This window comes from Flavobacterium sp. A45 (genome assembly GCF_002001005.1).
GTDB lineage: Bacteria > Bacteroidota > Bacteroidia > Flavobacteriales > Flavobacteriaceae > Flavobacterium.
The window spans coordinates 28,501-48,887 of record NZ_MUNX01000087.1 but is presented as its reverse complement, the minus strand read 5'-3'; the positions used below and the strand labels follow the sequence as shown (position 1 = coordinate 48,887).

At 34.0% G+C, this 20,387-nt stretch carries 16 protein-coding genes; 8 read left to right on the top strand and 8 right to left on the bottom strand.

Going from position 1 to position 20,387, the window contains the following annotated elements; genetic code table 11:
- The first annotated feature begins 17 nt into the window (after nucleotides 1–17).
- The 6 genes from ccoN to B0E44_RS10640 all read left to right on the top strand — a co-directional run bounded on the left by ccoN (nucleotide 18) and on the right by B0E44_RS10640 (nucleotide 6,141).
- Nucleotides 18–2,195: a cytochrome-c oxidase, cbb3-type subunit I gene (gene ccoN, locus B0E44_RS10665; RefSeq protein ID WP_077374249.1), complete on the top strand. Its 2,178-nt coding sequence runs from the start codon at nucleotides 18–20 to the stop codon at nucleotides 2,193–2,195.
- A gap of 17 nt (nucleotides 2,196–2,212) precedes the next feature.
- Nucleotides 2,213–2,380 (top strand): CcoQ/FixQ family Cbb3-type cytochrome c oxidase assembly chaperone, encoded by a 168-nt coding sequence (locus B0E44_RS10660; protein WP_077374246.1) that lies wholly within the window; start codon nucleotides 2,213–2,215, stop codon nucleotides 2,378–2,380.
- A 27-nt stretch (nucleotides 2,381–2,407) separates the two neighbouring features.
- Nucleotides 2,408–3,337 carry a cbb3-type cytochrome c oxidase N-terminal domain-containing protein gene (locus B0E44_RS10655; RefSeq protein WP_077374243.1) on the top strand — a complete coding sequence of 310 codons (930 nt, stop codon included), beginning with the start codon at nucleotides 2,408–2,410 and terminating at the stop codon, nucleotides 3,335–3,337.
- Nucleotides 3,338–3,418: 81 nt separating this feature from the next.
- Nucleotides 3,419–4,837 carry a cytochrome c oxidase accessory protein CcoG gene (gene ccoG, locus B0E44_RS10650; protein ID WP_077374240.1) on the top strand — a complete coding sequence of 473 codons (1,419 nt, stop codon included), beginning with the start codon at nucleotides 3,419–3,421 and terminating at the stop codon, nucleotides 4,835–4,837.
- Nucleotides 4,838–4,884: 47 nt separating this feature from the next.
- Complete coding sequence (locus B0E44_RS10645) at nucleotides 4,885–5,343, top strand: FixH family protein (protein ID WP_371594755.1); 459 nt, start codon at nucleotides 4,885–4,887, stop codon at nucleotides 5,341–5,343.
- A gap of 96 nt (nucleotides 5,344–5,439) precedes the next feature.
- A complete protein-coding gene (locus B0E44_RS10640; protein WP_077374237.1) occupies nucleotides 5,440–6,141 on the top strand; it encodes a sulfite exporter TauE/SafE family protein in 702 nt (233 codons plus the stop codon).
- Nucleotides 6,142–6,188: 47 nt separating this feature from the next.
- Here B0E44_RS10640 and hemN read toward each other — a convergent pair whose 3' ends face one another.
- The 8 genes from hemN to B0E44_RS10600 form a co-directional block, all read right to left on the bottom strand.
- The gene (hemN, locus tag B0E44_RS10635; RefSeq protein WP_077374235.1) at nucleotides 6,189–7,553 is read right to left on the bottom strand and encodes an oxygen-independent coproporphyrinogen III oxidase; all 1,365 of its coding nucleotides are present in this window, start codon (nucleotides 7,551–7,553) and stop codon (nucleotides 6,189–6,191) included.
- 123 nt (nucleotides 7,554–7,676) lie between these two features.
- Complete coding sequence (locus B0E44_RS10630; RefSeq protein ID WP_077374232.1) at nucleotides 7,677–8,147, bottom strand: hypothetical protein; 471 nt, start codon at nucleotides 8,145–8,147, stop codon at nucleotides 7,677–7,679.
- A 111-nt stretch (nucleotides 8,148–8,258) separates the two neighbouring features.
- The gene (locus B0E44_RS10625) at nucleotides 8,259–8,603 is read right to left on the bottom strand and encodes a hypothetical protein (protein ID WP_077374229.1); all 345 of its coding nucleotides are present in this window, start codon (nucleotides 8,601–8,603) and stop codon (nucleotides 8,259–8,261) included.
- Nucleotides 8,604–8,735: 132 nt separating this feature from the next.
- Nucleotides 8,736–10,748, bottom strand: a complete 2,013-nt coding sequence (locus B0E44_RS10620) for a DUF349 domain-containing protein (protein WP_077374226.1) — start codon at nucleotides 10,746–10,748, stop codon at nucleotides 8,736–8,738.
- Between the two features lie 291 nt (nucleotides 10,749–11,039).
- Nucleotides 11,040–11,789: a shikimate dehydrogenase gene (locus B0E44_RS10615; protein ID WP_077374223.1), complete on the bottom strand. Its 750-nt coding sequence runs from the start codon at nucleotides 11,787–11,789 to the stop codon at nucleotides 11,040–11,042.
- On the bottom strand, nucleotides 11,789–13,186 hold the full coding sequence (locus B0E44_RS10610; protein ID WP_077374220.1) for a tetratricopeptide repeat protein: 1,398 nt from the start codon (nucleotides 13,184–13,186) through the stop codon (nucleotides 11,789–11,791). Before B0E44_RS10610 ends, B0E44_RS10615 begins: the two co-directional genes overlap by 1 nt.
- A 188-nt stretch (nucleotides 13,187–13,374) precedes the next feature.
- Nucleotides 13,375–14,556, bottom strand: a complete 1,182-nt coding sequence (locus tag B0E44_RS10605; protein ID WP_077374217.1) for an aspartate aminotransferase family protein — start codon at nucleotides 14,554–14,556, stop codon at nucleotides 13,375–13,377.
- A 132-nt stretch (nucleotides 14,557–14,688) separates the two neighbouring features.
- Nucleotides 14,689–16,323 carry an OstA-like protein gene (locus B0E44_RS10600; RefSeq protein ID WP_077374214.1) on the bottom strand — a complete coding sequence of 545 codons (1,635 nt, stop codon included), beginning with the start codon at nucleotides 16,321–16,323 and terminating at the stop codon, nucleotides 14,689–14,691.
- A gap of 288 nt (nucleotides 16,324–16,611) precedes the next feature.
- Here B0E44_RS10600 and B0E44_RS10595 point away from each other — a divergent pair, with 288 nt between their 5' ends.
- On the top strand, nucleotides 16,612–18,495 hold the full coding sequence (locus B0E44_RS10595; protein WP_077374211.1) for an alpha-amylase family glycosyl hydrolase: 1,884 nt from the start codon (nucleotides 16,612–16,614) through the stop codon (nucleotides 18,493–18,495).
- A gap of 19 nt (nucleotides 18,496–18,514) precedes the next feature.
- Nucleotides 18,515–20,320 (top strand): glycoside hydrolase family 13 protein, encoded by a 1,806-nt coding sequence (locus B0E44_RS10590; RefSeq protein ID WP_217341305.1) that lies wholly within the window; start codon nucleotides 18,515–18,517, stop codon nucleotides 20,318–20,320.
- Nucleotides 20,321–20,387 lie beyond the last annotated feature (67 nt).

The following is a 20,387-nucleotide window of genomic DNA, read 5'->3' as shown; positions in this document are numbered from 1 at the left end:
TAAAAACAATTATAAATATGGAAATGGAACAATTTTATTATGACAACAAAATTGTAAAGAAATTCATTTATGCTACCATACTGTTTGGAGTAGTGGGAATGCTGGTGGGGCTTATATTGGCCACTATGTTCCTTTTTCCAAACATGACCGAAGGTATTTCTTGGTTAAGCTTTGGAAGATTGAGGCCTTTACATACCAATGCAGTAATTTTTGCCTTTGTTGGTAATGCAATGTTTGCCGGTGTTTATTATTCGCTTCAGCGATTATTAAAAGCCAGAATGTATAGTGATTTCTTGAGTAATCTAAATTTTTGGGGTTGGCAATTAATTATTGTTGCGGCTGCAATTTCACTTCCATTAGGATATACTTCTTCAAAAGAGTATGCCGAATTAGAATGGCCAATTGATATTGCTATTGCTTTGATATGGGTAGCTTTCGGTATCAACATGATTGGTACGATGCTAAAAAGAAGAGAGCGTCATTTATATGTTGCCATTTGGTTTTACTTAGCCACATTTATTACTGTTGCGGTATTGCATATTTTTAACAGTTTGGAATTACCGGTTTCGGCCATGAAAAGTTATTCTGTGTATGCAGGAGTTCAAGATGCCTTAGTACAATGGTGGTATGGTCATAATGCAGTTGCTTTTTTCTTGACGACACCATTTTTAGGGTTAATGTATTATTTTGTACCTAAAGTTGCCAATCGCCCTGTATACTCTTATAGATTGTCCATTATCCACTTTTGGTCTTTAATATTTTTATATATCTGGGCAGGGCCTCACCATTTATTGTATTCTGCTTTACCTAACTGGGCTCAAAATCTTGGAGTTGTTTTCTCAGTAATGTTGATTGCTCCATCATGGGGAGGTATGATTAACGGACTTCTGACATTAAGAGGAGTTTGGGATAAAGTTCGTGAAGAACCTGTATTGAAGTTTTTTGTGGTTGCTATGACAGGTTACGGTATGGCTACTTTTGAGGGGCCAATGCTTTCCCTTAAAAATGTAAATGCTATTGCGCATTATACGGATTGGATCGTTGCACACGTTCACGTTGGTGCATTGGCTTGGAATGGTTTTATGGCTTTTGGTATTATTTATTGGTTAATTCCAAGAATGACCAAAACTACTTTGTATTCAACAAAATTGGCCAATTTCCATTTTTGGATTGGAACATTAGGGATTATATTATATGCTTTGCCATTGTATTTGGCGGGATTCCTTCAGGCTTCTATGTGGAAACAATTTAATCCAGACGGAACCTTAACCTATGGTAATTTCCTTGAAACGGTGACTCAAATTATGCCAATGTATTGGATGAGAGCCATTGGAGGAACGATGTATTTGGTTGGGATGCTTACATTGGTTTACAATATTATCCAAACAGTTAGAGTTGGTGATGAGGTTGAAGATGAATTGGCAGAAGCGCCAGCTTTGCAAACGATAAGTTCAGGAAGACTTAAAGGTGAAAAATATCATTCGTGGTTGGAAAGAAAACCAATCAAAATGGCTGTATTTGCTACGATTGCGATATTGATTGGAGGGATTATTCAAATAGTTCCAACAATTATGGTGAAATCAAATATTCCAACAATTTCTGGTGTTAAGCCATATTCTCCTTTAGAATTAGAAGGTCGTGATTTATACATTCGTGAAGGTTGTGTGGGATGTCACTCCCAATCGGTTCGTCCATTTAGAAGTGAAGTGGAACGTTATGGACCACAATCCAAAGCAGGTGAGTATGTATATGACCATCCATTTTTATGGGGGTCGAAACGTACTGGTCCCGATTTGTTGAGAGTTGGAGGAAAATACAATGACAATTGGCATTTTAACCACTTTTGGAGTCCTCAAAGCACATCGGCGGGTTCTATAATGCCTAGTTATAAATGGCTGTTTGACAATGAAGCTATGGATATTTCAATGACTGAAAAGAAAATGAAAGCGATGGTTACTCTTGGAGTTCCTTACACTGATGTTCAAGTTGCTAATGGACTAAAAGATTTACGAACCCAAGCCATTGCCATCGAAGAGAGTCTTAAAAATGATCCTGATTTTGTAAAAAGTTATGACGATAGCAAGAAAAAAGCTTTGGCTAAAGGTGAAAAATTCGTTCCGATGAATGAAAGAGAAATTGTGGCATTAATTGCTTATATGCAAAGACTGGGAACTGATATTAAAGTAAAAGAATAACAAAAAAAGTAAACGTTATGTTTGAGCAAATAAAACACAATATGGAAACCATTTCTGGAGTCGAAATTTTTCCAATACTATCGTTGCTGATTTTCTTTTCTTTTTTTGTTGGTTTAGGTCTTTGGGTTTATTCCTATAAAAAAGAGACAATAGACGAAATAAGCCAAATCCCATTAGAAGATTAAATTGTACAATTTCAAAAAATATAAATAATGAAAAAATTAATCCCACCTTATATAAGAGTACTTTTCATATTTTTCTCCGTCATGGGAGCGATGGAATATTTTATCGATTCAGGGGATAAGCCTGCTTTCATAAAATATCCTATGGTGTCAGTCTTTTTGTTCGTGTTGCTTTTTCTTTTGATTGCAATCGAAATAACATTAAAAGCAGTTAATACAATTACCTATAGTTTGCTGTCTGAAGAAGAGAAAGTAAAACTGGCTCATGAAGAAAGTTTAAGTCTGAATGAGAAAGAATGGTATAAAAAATTAATGCAGCGTTTGACGAAAACTGTGCCAGTCGAAGACGAAAAGCAACTATTAATGGATCATGATTATGACGGAATCAAGGAATTAGACAATAATTTACCGCCATGGTGGGTGTATTTATTCTATGCCTGTATTGTTTTCTCTGTAATATATTTAGTTCGTTATGAGATTATGGGAGCTCCAGATCAGGAAACAGAATTGAAGAATGAATTGGCTCAAGCCAAAATTGAAGTGGCTGAATATATGAAAACAGCTCCCGATTTGATGGATGAAAAAACGGTAACTTTGTTAACGGAACAAGCTGATTTAGATGCAGGAAAAGCAATTTTTACCACTAATTGTGTTGCTTGCCATAGAGCAGATGGTGGCGGACAAATTGGACCTAACTTAACAGATGATAATTGGATATTGGGTGGCGGAATCAAGAATTTATTCCACACGATTACCAATGGAGGCCGTGACGGAAAAGGGATGATTGCCTGGAAAGGCACTTTGAAACCAAAAGAAATTCAGGCCGTGTCAAGTTATATTATATCTTTAAAGGGAAGCAATCCAAAAGATCCAAAAGCTCCTGAAGGTGATGTTTGGGTAGAAGAAGGAACGTCAACTACTGCAACAGCTCCCGCTACAGATAGTACAGAAGTAAAATAATAATATAATATTGAATATAGAGAGCTTTGTCAAAATTTACTACTTTGAGAAAGCTCTTTTTTAATATAAAAAATAAATAAAATGTCGAATAATCTAGACGAATCTTTCAGAGATACCATAGGAACTATTGATAAAGAAGGTCATAGAAAATATATTTATCCCAAAAAGCCTTCTGGTAAGTTTTATGATTATAGAAAATGGGTCAGCTATTTTTTATTGATTATTCTTGTTGCCAATCCTTTTATAAAAATAAATGGGAATCAGTTCATGATGTTCAATGTTTTGGAGCGCCGTTTTAATATTTTTAGTTTTCCTTTTTGGCCTCAGGACTTTTACATTTTTGTTCTTTTTATGGTAATTGGGGTTGTATTCGTTATTTTGTTCACAGTTATTTTTGGGCGAATATTTTGTGGCTGGATTTGCCCTCAGACTATTTTTATGGAAATGGTTTTCCGCAGAATAGAATATTGGATAGAAGGCGATAGGGGAGCGCAGATCCGTTTGGAAAAACAAGAATGGGATAGTGAAAAAATAAGAAAGAAAGCTTTAAAATGGTTTGCTTTTCTTGTGATTTCATTTTTGATTGCCAATGTATTTTTGGCCTATCTTATTGGTAGTGATGAATTATTCCATTTGATTGAAGACGGACCTATGGCTCATTCGAGTAGTTTTATTTCATTATTGATTTTTACCGGCGTTTTTTATTTTGTTTTCGCCTGGTTTAGAGAACAGGTTTGTATAATCGCTTGTCCTTATGGAAGGCTTCAAGGGGTTTTATTGGATAAAAAATCAATAAACGTGGCTTATGATTTTGTTCGCGGTGAGAAAGAAGCAGGAAGAGCCAAATACAATAAACAGGAAGACCGTGAAGCTTCGGGAAAAGGAGATTGTATTGACTGTAAGCAATGTGTAAATGTTTGTCCCACAGGAATTGATATCCGTAATGGAGTTCAGCTTGAATGTGTAAATTGTACTGCTTGTATCGATGAATGCGATACGATAATGGAAGGTGTAGGATTGCCGAAAGGACTTATTCGATATGCTTCGGAAGATGAAATTGAAACCAAAGCCAAGTTCAAATTTACAGCCAGAATGAAGGGGTATACCGCAGTTTTGGTTATATTGGTTGGTGTACTTACAGGCTTATTGTTTCTAAGAACAGAAGTCGAAGCTACTATCCTAAGATTGCCAGGTCAATTATTCCAGCACAAAGGTGATAATATTAGTAATATTTATACTTTTAAAATAATTAATAAAACGAATCATGATATTACCAATCTGCATTTTAAATTGGTTGGAATCAAAGGCACTCTAAAGGTAGTTGGCGTTCAGGAATTGAAGGTTCTCAAACACGAAATGTCCAGCGGAACGATGTTTATTGAAATCAATAAGTTTTTGCTGGAAAGTGACAGAACTAAATTAGAAATTGATCTCTATGAAGGGGATAAAAAAATTGAGACAACCTATACTAATTTTTTGAGCCCGCGCAGTTTTGATTAGATTTGGTGCAATATTAAAATTTTTAATTAGAAGAAAACTTAAAAAAAATGAAAATAAAAAATAATTGGGGAACTTATATCGTGATAGCTTTCGCTTTGTTTATAAGCTTTATTATGTATTTTGTTTTAAAAGTACAGTCAGACAGTAAGTATGATAATGATTTGGTTGTCGAAGAGTATTACAAACATGATGTGCATTTTCAGGATGAAATGGAACGTATTCAAAATGCTCATGATTTAAAAGAAAAACCGTCAGTTACTGTTAATGGTAATGGAGTTAGTATTGCTTTTCCTGCGGATTTTAAAGCAAAAGACATCAAAGGAACTGTTGCTTTATATAGAGCTTCCAATAAAAAGTTTGATTTTCAGATACCTCTTTCATTTACGGATTCTGCCTCTTTGTTTATTCCAAAAGACAAATTTATTGCTGGCGAATGGAATATCAATATGGAATGGAAATATAGTGGAAAATCCTATTTAACTAAAGAAGAGATTTATATAAAATAAGGTTAGAGGATAGAAGTTAGAGATTAGAAGTTTTTCACGAAGACTTTATTTTGCAATCTAACTTCTAACTTGTAACTTCTAACTTCTAACTTCGCAATGCTTTACACCGCTTTTTTATTTGGTTTAATCAGTAGTTTTCACTGCATCGGAATGTGTGGTCCTATTGCTATGATGTTACCTGTAGAACGGAATAATCCTGGAAAGAAAGTAATCCAAATTATTACATATCATTTGGGACGGTTGACGGCTTATGGAAGTATAGGTCTGCTTTTTGGGTTGTTGGGCAAAGGCTTATTTTTGGCTGGAATACAGCAACAATTGTCTATTTTTATTGGTGTTGCCATGATTTTGGTGATTCTGATTCCAGAAAAGATTTTTTCCAAATATAATTTTTCGAGGCCGGTTTATAAATGGATTTCGAAAATTAAGCAAAATCTAGGTAGTCATTTCAAAAACAAAAGTTTCAAATCTCTTTTTATTATTGGTCTGCTTAATGGGTTTTTGCCCTGCGGTATGGTTTATGTGGCTTTGTTTGGAGCTATTGCTATGCAAAGTGCAGGTTTCGGGCTGCTCTATATGTTGCTTTTTGGTTTAGGAACCGTTCCTTTGATGAGTTTGGTGGTATACATCAATTCGTTTCTCACTGTTCCAATCCGAAATCGGATTCAAAAAGTGATTCCTTATGTTGGAGTTATTATAGGCGTATTGTTTATTTTGAGAGGTTTGGGACTAGGTATTCCGTATGTATCTCCTTCAAATATGAGTTTGTTTGTACAGGAAAAAGCCAATTGTCATTAATGAGTTACTAAGATTCTAAGTATCTCTTAGAATCTTAGTAACTTTTTCTAAATGGTCATTGAAAACAACGCAGTTTCAGGTGTTTTTCTTTTTAGTCTTAGGTCAAATGCCATGCAAATGTTGCGTACATAGGGTTTTCCTTTTTCGGTGACAATAATTTTGCTGTCGTTAATAATCAGCAAACCATCTTTTTCCATTTCTTTGAGCTGAATTAGAATTTCAGGAATTTCGGGAACATAATTATCGACATTATCCCAGCTGGTTTCAAATTGGCACATTAGATTCAAAATGTGTTTTCGGATAATCAGATCTTCTTCGGATAATAAATGACCTCTATAAACCGGTAATTGGTCTGACTCCAATATTTTATAATATTCTTCAATAGTTTTGACATTTTGTGCAAAACTGTACCAACTGTCGCTTATGGACGAAACACCCAAACCAATCATTAATTGCGTTTTGGAGGAGCTGTATCCCATGAAATTACGGTGCAATTTTTTGTCTTCAAATGAATGGTATAAACTGTCCGTTTTTAAAGCAAAATGATCCATGCCAATTTCATGATACTCATTTTCAAAAAGTAGTTCCTTGCCAACTTCGTAGAGTTTTCTTTTGGCATCATCTTTTGGAATATCTTCGTCATGAAAACCACGCTGTCCGTTTCCTTTTATCCATGGCACATGAGCATAACTATAGAATGCCAATCGGTCGGGCTGCAGGGAGTTTGTTTTTTCGATGGTATCAATTATATCTTCTACTTCCTGAAATGGCAAACCAAAGATAATATCATGTCCGATGGAAGTGTAGCCTATTCTTTTTGCCCAAAAAGTAACTTTGGCAACATTATGAAAAGGCTGTATTCTGTGAATTGCTTTTTGGACTTTCTCGGAATAATCCTGAACCCCAAAACTCACTCTTCTGAAACCCAAATCATACAGTTTTTGCAAGTGAGCAAGAGTTGTATTATTAGGATGGCCTTCAAAACTGAATTCATAGTTTTCTGCTTTTTCAGCAAGAGATAATATTCCGTTTATTAATTTTTCAAGGCTATCTATAGAGAAAAATGTTGGTGTTCCTCCACCTAAATGGATTTCTTTAATTTTGGGTTTTTTGCCCAAGATATCGCGGTAAAGTGTCCATTCTTTTAAAACAGCTTCTATATATGGATTTTCAACTTCATGATTTTTGGTGATACGTTTGTTGCATCCGCAAAAAGTGCATAAGCTTTCGCAAAACGGCAAATGAATGTATAAGCTGATACCTTCTTTGTCATTGCTTTCCTGAAAAGATTTTTTTAGCGTTTGAAGCCATATTTCATTCGTAAACCCAGACTCATTCCAATAAGGAACCGTAGGATAACTTGTATAACGTGGTCCGGGAACATTGTATTTTTGAATAAGTGAGGTTTTCATAATTATGTATTTATATGAAGAACAAAATTATGCTGACTTTTTTAACATAAAAATGATAATTATCATATTCTTTTTCAGGCAAATACAAGCAAAGAGGCTCATTAGAACCTCTTTGCGGAATTTTTATAGATTTTCGTTAACTATACGAACCCATTTTTTTGCCAGTTTATGATCTTCAAATAAGCAGTTATGATCCAAAAAATGATTTTCAATATTATAAATAGGAAGCATTTCTTTCTTCATTGTGTTTTTGTGAACCAATTCAATTTCAACTTTGGCTATGATACCTAATTTACTTTGAGTGGTTTCTAATAAGTTGCACAGAAGAATATTTGATAAATCCACAAAATAAACGGTTTCTTTTTTATAACTGAAATCAATAAATAGAAAGGCTTTATTCTTTTGGTCGATGGAGAGTATTTTTTTGTTCTGCGTTTCGGTTAAGTCAAAACTATAATGACCGTTTTTACTGAATTGTTTCTTTATTTGTGTTATTTTTTTCTTGTTTAAAATATTTGAGCGAAAGAGCAATGTTAGCGGAATGCCTATCAAAACTGTGATTACAAGGCCTATAATTGTTACGGAAGTATCCATTTTATTTTTTATTTTGGGATTATATATAATGATTTATTTTCTTGGTTCAGACAGAATCAAGAAGGAATTAAAAGTTGTTTTAACTTTTATAAGATGGAATCAAGTATGGAATCACCAAAAAATGTGAAAAGGAAAAAGCAAGATTGATACGCTATTGTATCTGTCAATATCTTGGTCTGATAAAACGATTTTTAGGTTACTTTCCTTGAAGTCGGAAAATAATAGAAGTACTGAGTTTTCATTTAAACCGACAGGTATGCGGTTGTTGTGTTTGAGGTCAGGATTGCTCCTTTCAACACTTGGTTGAACGAAATTTGAAGCGCTTAGACTTTCTTTATTAATTTCAGGATTGTTTCCCTTTGAAAAAGAAATCGTTTCATCTTGATTTGCTCCATAAGCAAAGCTGAACTGTACTAACAGTCCAATAAATACGATAAATTTCCAAAAATTTCTCATGTTGCAAAAATAGAGAATCCGTTTTGTGTTTAAGAAAGTAATATGGTAAATGAAAGTTAAATTTGTATGTTTTTAATGAAAAAGCCTCAAACTAGTTTGTTTGAGGCTCAGAATCTATTTGTAAATTTAAACTTATTCTAGGTTTAAATTTCTCAACTGTTTTAGTTTTTCTTTCCAAACATCTAGACTTTCTTTATGGATAGCAATGTTTTTTCGAACTTCCAATACGATTGAATTTTCTTTTTTTGCATTTTTTGTATTAGTAAAAAATTGAATATTATTTTCTAATTGAAAAATTTCGTTTTGTACTTCCTCAATTTTACGCATCAAGAAAATTTTCTCATTGTCTAGTTTTCTGGTGTCATTGCTCTCAGATAAATGATCCATTCTGTTGGAGAAACGCATCATTTCGGTATCTTTTTTGCTTAAGCTTAATTTTTCAAATAAGGCATCCAGAATTTTGTTGAATTTACCTTCGATATGTCTTCTTGGGAAAGGTACTTTACCAAAGTTTTTCCAAGTTTCAATATGCAGTTTGATAGCGTCCAAATCGGTTTTGTGATCTCCTGTTAATTGGAATTCTCTTAACGTCTCCAAATAGGCTTTCTTTTTGTCAAAAGCTTCTACTTCGTCAACGTTTTCAACATTTTTGTGCTCTTTTAATTTGTCGAAATAATGGTTACATGCTTCTCTAAATTCGTTCCAGATTTTATCCGAATATTTTCTAGGAACATGGCCTATTTTTTTCCAATCTTCCTGAATTTGCTTCATGATAGGAGTAGTGCTGGCAAAATCAACACTTTCCTGTAATTCTTTGGCTTTCTTTACCAAAGCAATTTTTTTGTTCAGGTTATCGTTTTGATCTTTTTTAATGTCCTTGTAAAAAGAATTTTTAAAGCTGTTGAAGTTTCTAACGGCAGTTTTAAAAGCAGCCCAAGTGGCTTCATTTACATCTGAAGGTACTTTTCCTGCTGAGAAAAACTCAGTGCGTAACGCTTCTACTTTTTCAATTTGCGCAAGCCATTGGGAATGTGCATTTACTTTCTCTGTAGCTAAAACTTCAATTTTGGCAATGATTTCTTTTTTCTTCTCCAAATTTTCAAGCTCGGTTCCTCTTAAGTTTTCGAACAAAACTTCACGCTTATCATGCATTTTTTTTGTCAGTTCGCTAAATTGGTTCCAAATCTCATCGCGGTGTTCTCTGGAAACTGGACCAATATCCTCTTTCCAGATGCGGTGCAAATCCTGAAGTTCTCTGAAAGCTTTGTTGATATCAGCTTCTTTTAGCAATTCTTCAACACGGGCAACAATTTTTTGTTTTTGTTCCAAGTTGTGTTTGAAATCAATATCCCTTGCTTCTCTGTCTAAGTGTAAATAATCATAAAAATTCTCAACATGGAAATGATAGTTGTTCCAGACGTGATTGTATTTGTCTTTTGGAATTGCACCGGCATTTTTCCATCTTTCTCTCAATTCATTAAAATGATTTAAGGTGTCTTTGATGTTTGCTTGAGGATTGATTAATTCTTTTAATTCTTCTACAATGGCTAATCGAACTTCTAAATTAGTTTTCAGATTTGACTGCAGACTTTTAAAATGAACATTTTTATTGTCTTTGTAGATAGTATAATATTGATCGAATTTTGATTTTAAAGGAGAGTGATATTGGAATTCTTCGTTAGGATCTTGATTTTCCTGATTGAATTCTTCTCTTTTTTCTTCTATGAGGTGGTTGTATTTGGCTAAAAAGGCTTTGCGGATTTCTTCGACATGCTCTTTAATAGACATTACTTTTTCATTGGTAACCAAATTCTTCAGTTCGCTTACAAGCGTATCCATTGGTAATGCTTCATAATCAAGCATCGGAATATCATGACGTTCTTTTAACGTTTCATCTTCACTTTCTTCAGCATTTGTCTCTGCGATGGCATCAATTGCATTTTGCTTTTCGTCTGTTTCGTCTTCATTCGAAATTACTGTTTCAGAAACTGGGTTTACCGTGTTTTCCTCTGCAACAGCATCACTGATTTCGCTTTCTTCTACTACAGACGCTTCTGATTGAACTGCTTCTTGCAATTCATTAGCTGTTTTTCCATCTATCTCATTTTCTTGAAGAGACAGGTTATCGTTCTTTTCTTCTAACATTTTGTAAATGTATAAGGTTTTTATTTTTTGAATGCGAAAGATACTAAAGGTGCGTCAAAATACAAAATAAAACTTTTGTTTATAGTCTTTTTTTAGCGAAAAATCTTTCTTTACGGTTATTATTTGATTTGATTCTAGTTTGTGGATTAATTTTTGAAGTTTTGATAACTACTTTTTTTAATGACAGGTATTAAATAGAAAACCCTCAAAGGATTATCCGTTTTGAGGGTTCTATACTTTTATAATTGTAAAGCAGATATTTTTCTAAAAGCAATATAGTGAGTAATATTTTTATTTATTCCAAATCTTCCAAGCTTTCTCCGCTTGAAAAATGAGCATATCCAAACCATTTTTAATTTGTGCGCCTTGTGCTTTGGCTTTGCTAAGGAATTGAGTTTCGGCTGGATTGTAAATCAAGTCATAAGCGATATGCTTCTCTGTAAAGTATTCATAAGGAATAAGCGGAAATAAATCAATATTTGGACTTGTTCCCACTGGAGTACAATTAATTATAATTTGATAGTTATCAAAGGTTGTGGCATTGATAAGGCTGTAATCTATGCAATTTTGCTTGGCTTCACGGGACACAAATGTATAGGTGATGTCCAATTGATCCAATGCGAAAGCAACTCCTTTGGAGGCACCGCCAGTCCCCAGAATAAGTGCTTTTTTATGATGTTGTTGTAATAGTGGTTCAAGTGATTTCTTGAAACCGTAATAATCGGTATTGTATCCTTTTAATTTTCCTTTTTTTGTAAATTTTATGGTGTTAACGGCTCCAATTTGGGTAGCGTTTTTAGATAGTTTATCCAAAAAAGGAATCACAGATTCCTTGTAAGGAATAGTTACATTTAGTCCATTAAGATCTGTGTTGTTTTCCTTTAATTCTGTAAAATTACTGATTTCGGGAATATCGAAATTTTCATAAGTGCAACCTTCAAAATGTTCTTTGCTGAATTTTTCTGTAAAATATCCTTTTGAAAATGAATAACTGATATTGCGACCTAATAAACCAAAACGTTTTCTTAAAACTTCAATCATTATTGTTTTTTATGTTTGTCAATATAATTTCGCACCATTTTTTTCTCCCAAACGACTGGGAATAAATCTTCCAATAGGATGTAATTGTCATAATTCAGACGCAGAGCATTACTCAAATGAAATTTTGCTTTGATATTGTCAGAAATCATAAAATACAATCCAGCCAAACGATATTCTACTTCGTTTTCTTCTGGGAAGTACTCGGATGCTTGTAATAATGTTTGAATTGCACTTTCGAATTCTCCTAAAAACTGTAAAATGTCAACCCAAAATAACCAAGTATCGAGTTGATAGTCACCAAACTCTACTGCTTTTCTATATCCAAATTCAGCTTCTTCAAACAAGTTCATCTGTTTGTTGATGGCTGCAAATCGTTTCCAGTATAGTTTATTTTGATTGTCGATAGCCAAAGCTTTATTGACAAAAAATAATGCTTTTTGGAAGTTTTTTTGACGCACATAAAAATCGGTAATCGCAATCCAGCCTTTATCTAATAGTGGATCTTCGTGTACCGTTTTGTTGAAATATTTTAGGGCTAAAACTTTGTTGCCTAATTTTTCATAACATTTACCTATTCGAAGCAATGCATAAGAGGTTGCATCGTCCAATTCGATTGTTCGATTGTAGCTTTCTATGGCTAGGTCATATTTTTTTAGACGTTCCAATGCTTTTGCTTTTTCCATAAAAGCACCAAGAAATTCTTCGTCTATAAGAGTTGCGTAATCAAAAGCACGTATGGCACTTTCGTATTCTTTTACGCCATAGTACAAACGTCCCAATTGATGCCAAGCGATCTCGCTATAAGGATTTTTGTCAATGTATTTGTTTATATAAGCTATGGCTTCTTGATTTTGATCCAAAAATTCAAAGCAATAAACCACATTGTATAGCGCAGATTGATCTTCAAAATCTTCTTCAAGACATTTGATGAAACTTTCTTTAGCCAACTCTAGATTGTCCATAAAAAGATATTCCATACCGATTAAGTTATAAACATCGGCATAGTCATCGGTGTATTCTAGAGCAATGGTAAGCATTTCCACTGCTTTTTCATGCTGATCCCTTTTGGAGCAAATATTGGCTTTTTGGATGTAAATTTCTTCATTTGTGGGTTCTATAGCATAAAGCTCATTCAATAGCTTTTCGGCTATTTCGAGTTTGTCGTCATAAATGAGCATTTCTACTTGAACTAATTTAAGTCCACTGGATCTTGGGTGTTGTTCCAGAGCTAGTTTTAAAGCTTTTTTGGCCAATGCTGACTTGCCCATGTCGAGGTAATGAAGAATGATTTCTTCAAATTCTTCGGAGTCAAAAAAGAGTACTTTGTTGGTTTTCAACATGGACTCAAATTTGGATAGGGATAAGTTATAATCTTCTTCTTCGTTGCTTAATTGCATACTGTGTGTTTTTAAATTATCCTAAAATAAAATTAGGAAAACGTATTGTTGAAATGAGGAAGAATTTTATTTGTTGTGAACAATTTAATTAACAGGTTTCAATGGCAATTTCAATGTCAATATCAAATTTTTAAATCGATAATTCGTTGTTCTAAAAATAAAAAATCTGCATTCTGAAATCTGCAATCTTAAATCTTAATTTCATTCATTACTTCAAGAATTATTGCGCAGCCTTCTCTGATTTCTTCTTCGGAAATTGTAAGAGGAGGTGTTATTCTAATCGCGCATCCTTCAAAAAGCAACCAAAATAAAATTAAACCTCTGTCTTGACATTTTAGAATCACTTCATTCGTGATGTCTGGACTTGCTGTCATAGCAGCAAGCATCAATCCTTTTCCTCTTATTTCTTGTATCAAAGGATGTACCAAAAGCGATCTAAAGAGTTTTTCTTTCTCTAAAGCCTCTGTCATGATGTTGGTTTCAGTTAATTCTTTCAAAGTAGCCAAGCAAGCTGACGCAATGACAGGGTGACCACCAAAAGTGGTAATATGACCTAATTTGGGATTTTCAGTCAGTAAATCCATCATTGCAGATGATGCTGTGAAAGCACCAACAGGCATTCCGCCTCCCATTCCTTTTCCCATAACAACGATATCTGGTACAACATCGTAGTTTTGAAATCCGAAAAGTTTTCCTGTTCTTCCAAATCCCGGTTGGATTTCGTCGAGTATCATCATTGCACCAACTTCGGTGCATCTTGCTCTAACTTTTTTAAGGAAATCATTATGTGGCTCAATAAAACCAGCTCCTCCTTGAATTGTTTCTAGTATGATACCAGCTGTTCTGGTGGTGATTTTTTGTAAATCGGCTTCGTTGTTGAAGGTTATAAAATCGACATCAGGTAGCAAAGGTCGAAAGGCTTGTTTACGCTCTTCAAATCCCATAACACTCATCGATCCCATTGTATTACCATGATAGGCGTTGTGGCACGAAATCAGTTGACTCCTTCCAGTGGTTCTTTTGGCTAGTTTTAAGGCACCTTCTATACCTTCTGTACCTGAATTGACTAAATATGTTTTGTCTAAAGGGGCAGGCATGAGTGAAGCCATCAATTTGCAATATTCAACTGCAGGGCTTTGAGAATATTCGCCATAAACCATAACATGCGAATATTTGTCTAACTGATCCTTTATGGCATCATTTACTCTCTTGTTTTGGTGTCCTAATGTGCAAGCTGAAACGCCAGCCACAAAATCTAGGTATTTTTTGTTATTTGTGTCAAAAATATAAGAGCCAATAGCATGCGAAACCTCCATGCCCAATGGATATGGTGATGTCTGTGCTTGGTATTTTATGAAATCAGGATTCACTTTTTGAAAAGTTTAATGAGTTATGGGTTATGAGTTTATGGTTTTAAAGGTTTAAGAGTTTAATTTCTCTGACGATCTCTCTATTCTATTTTCTCAAAATCTGTCTTCTGCAATCTAAAATCTGCCAACTGATTACTTTTTAGTACTCTTCTTTTTATCGTAATTCAAGGTTTCTTTTCGAATTTTCATCGGAACTGCTTTTTTTGCTTTGTCTTTTAAAGTAGCTTCCATTACTTTGAGTTCTTCGGCATTCTCTTCCTCGCTAAAAACATCGTCTTTGGATTTTATCCTTTCGTCTCCGCGCCATTTGAGCCCCCTGAGGGTTCTTGCATTTTCAGGTAATTCAGCTTCAGGATAGATATCACCATCAACTTGTTGGAAAAAAGTGATGGTTTCTATTGTGTTTTTATCAAAAAGAATATTGATTTTACTACTCACATTTTTGTTGATTCCAATGAGTTCTTTTGCATCATTCCGCATATAATAAATTACTTCCGCATTTTTTATAATATCGACATCATGGAGTTTTCCTTCTTGAAATTTTCCAAATAAATTTTGTCCTTTTACCTGATTAAATCCAGTCCCGAGAGTATCCTTCGAGACTATGAATGTATTGTTGAGTACTTTGAGAGAATCTAATTTTTGAGTCTTTTTATCCGCTATGAGGTGCATTAAGTCGCCTGTAATTTGACTATCGCCATTCCATAATATTGGGTTTCCGATTAGTTTTGTTAAACCTATTTTGGAGCTTGAATGGATAGAATCGCATTTTCCACTCATATCTGTTTTGTAAAAGCGAACATTATTGAAAGCGCGAATGATTCTATCGCCTTCTTTACCGGTAACCATTAATTTTTTACCATGAATATAAACCGAATCATTATCTACAAAATTAACTGCTAAGGCTCTTTTGGTTACAAACATGGAGTCTTTCTTTTTGTATAATTCGGCATAATGGCCTCGAATTACTCCCCGATTAATAGAATCGGTTATTTTTACATTTCGGGTTGCCGAAGCAAATTCTTTAGTCCGATCATAATACAAACTATCTCCTTTTATGACTCGATCATCGTACTTAATGTATGATTTATCCAGAAAATGGGCCAGATTTTTTTTGGTGTCATAGAACCCCTTTTCGGTGTAAATATAATTGGTTTTACTGGTAATTGTTGATGGACCAAAAAGATAGGAATGTCCTGAATTACTGAAATAATCCAGATGATTTGATTTGATTTCGTATGTTTTGTTTGTAAGCGTTACGGCGGTTAAGAACTGAAATTTTTTCTGTGTCACGTAATATCTTCCAGACTTGCTTTTTAAGGTGTTGTCTTTGTTTACGATAGTTCCATTTGTATTGTAATAGACTTCTTGTATGTTTCTGTCAAAATTGATTGTGTCTGTGGCCAAAGTAGCGTCAGGAGAGCTCATGACTGCATTTCCAGTTGCAAATGCTTTTTTCAATTCACCACTGTATTCTGCGTAATTACTGTTCAAATACAAGGTGTCTCCCTGTACCAATTGTACGTTTCCAAAAGCTTTTAAATAATTTTCTTTGAGAAAAAAATAAGCTTTATTACAAGTTAGTATTACACCGTCATGATTTACACGAACATTTCCAGTGAGTAATACAGCTCCTGGAAATTTATATTCATCTAAATCTTGATAGTCTGCGTTTTCAATATGTATTTTTTTGGGAGCTTGTGCTAAAGCAAGATTTGCACAAAGAAATACTAGGCTATAGATAATGAAATTTAAAGATTTCTTCAATGGTCTTAATTTTTTTGTAAATTTATGAAAAATGGGGCAAACGCCTTATATATTAGGATTTATTTATAATAGTTTGTCATTGGAATTATAAGGGCGGTTTTTGAAAAAAAAATATTTATAAACAAAGAGCTTAGCTATTACGTTGTAGTGTTTTTTTAATCTATAAACTAACCTGAATCCGTTGGTTTTGGTGGTTGTTTTTTTGAAAAAAGCGTTAAATTTATGGATTGATACCGAATGCAAATATAGTATCAATTGTATATTTTTAATTTTTTATAATTTAAAAAAATGATCACAAAAAAAATAGTAATGGCAGGAATAAGTGTTTTGCTTATAGCGACTGCATGTAAAACTAAAGATGTAAAAATGAGTGTACAAAAGAAAGAAACTGTTTCCGAAAATAAAGCAGTAGTTTATCAGGTTTTTACCCGATTATTTGGTAACAAAAATGCAACCAATAAACCATGGGGAACTATTGAAGAAAATGGAGTTGGAAAGTTTAATGATTTTACAGATAAAGCGCTTCATGAAATTAAAGATTTGGGTGCTACACATATTTGGTACACTGGTGTTCCCCATCATGCAGTTATAAGGGATTATACCGCAATAGGGGTTTCAAATGATGATCCAGAAGTGGTAAAGGGTAGAGCAGGCTCACCTTATGCTGTAAAGGATTATTATAATGTTAATCCAGATTTGGCAGTCAATCCTGAAAAGCGTTTGGAAGAATTTGAAGCTTTAATCAAAAGAACCCATAAGGCAAATCTTAAGGTAATTATTGATATAGTTCCAAATCATATTGCCCGTAAATATGAAGGGAAAAGCAATCCGAAAGGGGTAAGGGATTTTGGTGCCGATGATGATGTTACGGTAGAATATAAAAGAGACAATAACTTTTATTACATCCCGAATACTCCATTTCAAATTCCAGATACTGACAAACCTTTAAACGGAGAAAAGAATCCGCTTATTGATGGGAAATTTGAAGAAAACCCAGCAAAATGGACTGGAAATGGTTCCCGATTGGCAAAGCCAGACAAAAACGACTGGTATGAAACAGTTAAAGTAAATTACGGTGTTCGTCCCGATGGTACCAAAGATTTTCCAGAATTGCCGGCTGGTTATGATAAATTATCCAGTAAAGAACATTTTGAATTTTGGAAAGATAAAAGCGTACCTAGTTCATGGATTAAATTTAGGGATATTGCATTGTACTGGACAAACAAAGGCGTTGATGGTTTTAGATACGATATGGCCGAAATGGTTCCTTACGAATTTTGGAGTTATATGAACTCGGCTATAAAGAATGTAAATCCAGATGCCTTCTTAATGGCTGAAGTGTACAATCCGAAAGAATATCGCAATTACATTCATTTGGGTAAAATGGATTATTTGTATGATAAAGTAGAGACTTATGACAAACTGAAAGATATTATCCAAGGAAAAACTCCGCCAGATGGGCTTTCATACATTCAAAGCGGTTTGGCTGATATTGATGTTCACATGTTGAAATTTTTGGACAATCATGATGAGCAACGATTGGCAAGTCCTGAGTTTGCAGGTTCTCCCGAAAAAGGTAAACCGATGATGGTTGTTTCTGCTATGATAACTTCAGCTCCGATTATGATCTATTTTGGTCAGGAAGTAGGAGAGGCTGGTAATGAAAATGGAGGTTTTGGTTCCCATTCCAGAACATCTATTTTTGATTATGTGGGAGTTCCGAATCACCAGCGATGGATGAATAACGGCGCATTTGACGGTGGAAAATTATCGCAAAGCGAAAAAGATTTGCGTGATTTCTATAAAAGGTTGTTGAATTTTTCGGCTAAAAGTTCTGCAGTAATGGGGCAGTTTCAAGATCTTCAGGAAGTAAACCGTCAAGCAAATATTGGCTATGATCCAAACCATGTGTATTCTTTTGTGCGTTGGTCAGATAATCAAAAATTAATAGTGCTGACTAATTTTTCTTCAGAAGCTTCAAATAATTTTGACCTAAAAATTCCTGCTGATATTATTAACAAATGGAATTTGAAAGACGGAAGTTATACAATAAAAGACCAATTGTATCAAAATAGTTCAATTCAATTACATGTTGTAAATGGAGAAGGAAAGGCTTCTGTTTCAATTAAGCCTTTGGAATCATTTATTTATGAGTTAAACATTGTAAAATAAATTTTTAATAAATAAGTAAATGAAAAATATAGTTGCATTAAGTTTATTTCTTTTAATGTTTTTGCCCTCTTTTGCACAAGTAGATTTTACGCCAAATTGGAGTAAAGGAGTAGTATGGTATCAAATATTTCCAGAACGTTTTTATAATGGGGATCCTTCAAACGATCCAAAAGTGGACGATCAAAATGGGGCTTTTCCTTTTGATGTTACCTCAGATTTTCAAATTCATCCATGGACTAGCGATTGGTATAAACTGCAACCCTACGAGCAGAAAAATGGTAAAGATGTTTTTTATAATATTCAACGTAGACGCTATGGTGGAGATTTGCAGGGAGTTATAGATAAGTTGGATTATCTGCAATCTTTGGGAGTTAATGCCATTTATATGAATCCTATTTTTTGGTCGCCTTCTTCTCATAAATATGATGCCCTGTGTTATCACCATGTTGACCCAACATTTGGACCAGATCCAGTAGGAGATATGAAATTAATAGAGAAAGAAGATCCTTTGAATCCTGAAAAATGGGTTTGGACGAAAGCAGATTTACTGGCGCTAAAACTTATTGATGAAGTACACAAACGAAAAATGTTTATCATCTTTGATGGAGTTTTTAATCACTTAGGGGTAAATAGTTTTGCTTTTCGAGATGTTGAAAAAAATCAAGAAGCCTCAGCTTATAAAGATTGGTTTTCTGTTAAAAGTTGGAAAGATGATGCCAAAGGGACAAAGTTTGAATATGAAGGCTGGTATGGTGTAAAAACGCTACCTGAGTTAAAAGAAGATAGTAATGGAATTGTGCCTGGACCTAAGCAATATATTTTTGATGCGACCAGACGTTGGATGAATCCGATGAACAAGGGAACGCAATATGGAATTGATGGTTGGCGTTTGGATGTTGCTTTTTGTGTTGATCATCCTTTTTGGAAAGACTGGAGGAAATGGGTAAAATCAATTAACAAGGAGGTTTACCTGACCGCAGAATTGGTTTACTCAATAGATAAGACCAAGCCATATTTAAGCGGTGATGAATTTGATGCAACAATGAACTATAATTTTTCTTTTGCAGTACATGATTTTTTTGTTCAGGATGCAAAGGCTTCTACGGTTACACAGTTTGACACTCAACTAAAGGAATTAAGAGATGGATTTGGCGAAGGTGTTGCAATGAATATGCAAAATTTAGTTGATAGTCATGATGCCACCAGAATCGGTAGTGCGGTAGCAAATCCAGATGGGAAAAAGTTTGGCGACTGGGGTGATTATTTTAACTGGAGTCAGAAAAGTTCTAATACCGAATATAATGCTCGCAAACCCAATGCAGAACAATTACAAAAGCAAAAATTAATTGCCGCGTTTCAAATATTGTATTTGGGTTCTCCAATGATTTATTATGGTGACGAATGTGGTATGTGGGGCAGTAATGATCCTGATTGTCGTAAACCAATGGTTTGGGATGATAAAAAATATGATTCAGAAACATTCAATCCAAACCAAACTATACATGATGCTGATAAAGTAGATTTTAATACCGATTTATTTAATTGGTACAAAAAATTCATTGGGTTGCGTAATAAGTATAATGCAATTAAAAAAGGAAGCTACACAACTCTTGAAACTAATGATGCTGAAAAAACATATGCTTTTATCCGTAAAATTGGTACACAAGAAGTAATTGTTATTTTGAATCGAAGTGATAAAAATGTAAATTTCAATAACCCAATTCTTAAAAAAGGAGAATTTAAAGATGTATTTACAAAGAAAACAATGAAAGAGGTTCAAATAAAACCAATGGATATTGTTGTATTAAGCAACACTATTTTGTAAGTAGCTGAAAGAATTTTAGAAAGAAATAATAAATATTACCTATTATCAAAAAAGCTGAGACATTAAT

What these genes read in the sequence shown, in the direction of transcription:
- ccoN (WP_077374249.1), top strand. Translation starts at nt 18, where the DNA reads ATGGAAATGGAACAATTTTATTATGACAACAAAATTGTAAAGAAATTC.
- B0E44_RS10660 (WP_077374246.1), top strand. Translation starts at nt 2,213, where the DNA reads ATGTTTGAGCAAATAAAACACAATATGGAAACCATTTCTGGAGTCGAA.
- B0E44_RS10655 (WP_077374243.1), top strand. Translation starts at nt 2,408, where the DNA reads ATGAAAAAATTAATCCCACCTTATATAAGAGTACTTTTCATATTTTTC.
- ccoG (WP_077374240.1), top strand. Translation starts at nt 3,419, where the DNA reads ATGTCGAATAATCTAGACGAATCTTTCAGAGATACCATAGGAACTATT.
- B0E44_RS10645 (WP_371594755.1), top strand. Translation starts at nt 4,885, where the DNA reads ATGAAAATAAAAAATAATTGGGGAACTTATATCGTGATAGCTTTCGCT.
- B0E44_RS10640 (WP_077374237.1), top strand. Translation starts at nt 5,440, where the DNA reads ATGCTTTACACCGCTTTTTTATTTGGTTTAATCAGTAGTTTTCACTGC.
- hemN (WP_077374235.1), bottom strand. Translation starts at nt 7,553, where the DNA reads ATGAAAACCTCACTTATTCAAAAATACAATGTTCCCGGACCACGTTAT.
- B0E44_RS10630 (WP_077374232.1), bottom strand. Translation starts at nt 8,147, where the DNA reads ATGGATACTTCCGTAACAATTATAGGCCTTGTAATCACAGTTTTGATA.
- B0E44_RS10625 (WP_077374229.1), bottom strand. Translation starts at nt 8,603, where the DNA reads ATGAGAAATTTTTGGAAATTTATCGTATTTATTGGACTGTTAGTACAG.
- B0E44_RS10620 (WP_077374226.1), bottom strand. Translation starts at nt 10,748, where the DNA reads ATGTTAGAAGAAAAGAACGATAACCTGTCTCTTCAAGAAAATGAGATA.
- B0E44_RS10615 (WP_077374223.1), bottom strand. Translation starts at nt 11,789, where the DNA reads ATGATTGAAGTTTTAAGAAAACGTTTTGGTTTATTAGGTCGCAATATC.
- B0E44_RS10610 (WP_077374220.1), bottom strand. Translation starts at nt 13,186, where the DNA reads ATGCAATTAAGCAACGAAGAAGAAGATTATAACTTATCCCTATCCAAA.
- B0E44_RS10595 (WP_077374211.1), top strand. Translation starts at nt 16,612, where the DNA reads ATGATCACAAAAAAAATAGTAATGGCAGGAATAAGTGTTTTGCTTATA.
- B0E44_RS10590 (WP_217341305.1), top strand. Translation starts at nt 18,515, where the DNA reads ATGAAAAATATAGTTGCATTAAGTTTATTTCTTTTAATGTTTTTGCCC.